The following is a 2,283-nucleotide window of genomic DNA, read 5'->3' as shown; positions in this document are numbered from 1 at the left end:
CGGCCTGGCGGCCGACGGCGACCTGTCCCTGCGGGAGCTCGCGGCCGACCCCGACCTCGCCGGCGGACCGCTGGTGGTCGTGGTCGGGTCCGAGGGCGACGGGCTGCACCGCCTCGTCGCCGAGACCTGCGACCGGCTGGTGTCGATCCCGATGGCCGGCGTGCTGGAGTCCCTCAACGCCGGTGTCGCCGCGTCGGTCGCCCTCTACGCGATCGCCGAGTCACGGGCGAGGCTGTAGCGCGCCTAGGCTGGGCGGGTGGCGACGAACGTGGAACGGCTGCTGCCGACCGAAGAGGCGCGCGAGCTGCTGGCGCTGGCTCACGAGATCGCCGAGAAGGAGCTGCGGCCGCAGGTCGATGAGGCCGAGCGGAACGCGGAGTTCCCCGCGTCGGCGTACTCCCTGCTCGGCAAGGCCGGGCTGATGAGCCTCCCGTTCCCCGAGGAGTACGGCGGCGGTGGCCAGCCGTACGAGGTCTACCTCCAGGTCGTCGAGGAGATCGGCCGCGCGTGGCCGAGCGTCGGTGTCGGCGTCAGCGTCCACAGCCTCACCGCCACCGTGGTCCACGCGAACGGGTCGGACGCGGTCAAGCAGGAGTGGTTGCCCCCGATGCTCGGCGGCGACTGGCTGGGGGCCTACTGCCTGTCCGAGCCGCAAGCGGGGTCCGACGTGAGCGCCATCAGCACCACTGCGGTGAGGGACGGCGACGAGTACGTCGTCAAGGGCACCAAGCAGTGGATCTCCAACGGCTCGTGCGCCGACTACTACATCCTCTTCGCCCGCACCGCTCCCGACCCGAAGCGCGGTCTGTCGGCGTTCGTGGTGCCGGACGGCACGCCGGGCATGAGCTTCGGCACGCCCGAGAAGAAGATGGGACTCGCCTGCGACGTCACCACCCAGGTGCTCTTCGACGGCGCCCGGATCCCCGCTGCGAACCTGATCGGGGAGGAGGGCCGCGGCATGAACGTCGCGCTGTCGGCGCTCGACGCCGGCCGGCTCGGCATCGCCGCGGTGGCGACCGGCATCGCACAGGCGGCGCTCGAGCACGCGGTGAGCTACTCCAAGGAGCGGATCCAGTTCGGCAGCCCGATCAGCGACAACCAGGGCCTGCAGTTCATGCTCGCGGACNGACATGGCGGCCGAGGTCGAGCGGTCGCGGGCGTCGTACCTCCACGCGGCGCGGCTCAAGGACGCCGGTCTCCCGTTCTCCCGCCAGGCCTCGGTCGCGAAGGTCACCGCGACCGACGCCGCGATGGCCGTGGCCACCGACGCGGTGCAGGTGCTCGGCGGCAACGGCTACACGCGCGAGTACCCCGTCGAGCGGCTCTTCCGCGACGCCAAGGTCACCCAGATCTTCGAGGGCACCAACCAGATCCAGCGGATGGTCATAGCGCGCGACCTCCTGCGCTGAGCGGCCGCGGGCGTCATACGTACGTCGACCCATGGGTGAATCCGCGCATGACGTCCGGCGGGACGTCATACGTACGTCGACTCACTGGTCCGCCAGCGTATGACGTTGTCGGGTCGCGACGGCCTGGCCTTAGGCTTTGCGTCTGCAATCCCCGGTTGGTCTGCCGGCAGGGCCCGCCTGACTTTGAATCAGGACTAGCGACGTAGGTTCGACTCCTACCCGGGGAGCTGGTGCGGAGCGTGACCCCACCCGTCCCTGACAAGTCCCTCGGGTGAGCTTGCGCCACTCTGGCCCCACTGGCCACAGCGTGGGAGGGCCTTTCTGCCCGGAACCCGCAGTGCCTTGGCCCCTGCCGTGCCACTCTCGTGTGGGCGAGTGTGGGATCGACCACACATGGGGGAGCGAGACGACATGGGGACGTTCTTAGTCGGCGGTGACCGGCCGTACGACGGCGCCCGTCGGGGCGAGCAGCCGGCGTCGTGTCCTGGCCCCGGCAGCGGCCCCGGCGGCCACGGTCGGCCGGCATGAGCACCCGCGGCGTGGGCAGGTCGGTCACCGCATCGGTGGTCGCCAGCTTCCTCGCCTGCCTGGTGGCGGTCGGCGCGCTCATCGTGTGGGTGACGAACGCGACCTTCGACCGTGAGCGCGACCGCGCCGAGGACGAGCTCACCGAGGTGGCGGCGAGCCAGGCGGCCGAGCTCGGCAGCCTGTTCGACAGCGCGGTTCCCCTCATCCGCGACCTCGCCTCGAACCCGGCCCTGAGGCCGTTGGACCCTCGCGCCTGCAGGCAGGCGTTCGCTCCCCTGGTCAGTGTGCGGGCGCAGGCGCGGCTGGTGGTCGTGGCGGGCGACGGCCGGACGGTCTGTGCCCTCTC

3 protein-coding genes, 1 tRNA gene and 1 pseudogene are annotated in these 2,283 nt (G+C 71.3%); all 5 read left to right on the top strand.

Features of this window, described 5'->3' with window-relative positions; all coding sequences use genetic code 11:
• Positions 1-238, top strand: a 238-nt coding sequence (locus H0488_RS22905) for a TrmH family RNA methyltransferase (protein WP_281369744.1), incomplete at its 5' end; no start/stop codon positions are given.
• An 18-nt stretch (positions 239-256) separates the two neighbouring features.
• Positions 257-1,069 (top strand): annotated as a pseudogene (locus H0488_RS22900) (acyl-CoA dehydrogenase family protein); the annotation flags it as partial.
• 61 nt (positions 1,070-1,130) lie between these two features.
• Positions 1,131-1,409 (top strand): acyl-CoA dehydrogenase family protein, encoded by a 279-nt coding sequence (locus H0488_RS25195; protein ID WP_312856498.1) that lies wholly within the window; start codon positions 1,131-1,133, stop codon positions 1,407-1,409.
• A 148-nt stretch (positions 1,410-1,557) separates the two neighbouring features.
• Positions 1,558-1,636: transfer RNA gene (locus H0488_RS22895), tRNA-Gln, on the top strand.
• Positions 1,637-1,933: 297 nt separating this feature from the next.
• On the top strand, positions 1,934-2,283 hold a 350-nt coding region (locus H0488_RS22890), incomplete at its 3' end, for a hypothetical protein (protein ID WP_183101486.1).

Source organism: Nocardioides pelophilus (genome assembly GCF_014180685.1).
Taxonomy (GTDB): Bacteria; Actinomycetota; Actinomycetes; order Propionibacteriales; family Nocardioidaceae; genus Nocardioides; species Nocardioides pelophilus.
The sequence above is the reverse complement of the archived record's forward strand: the minus strand, read 5'-3'. Positions and strand labels throughout refer to the sequence as shown.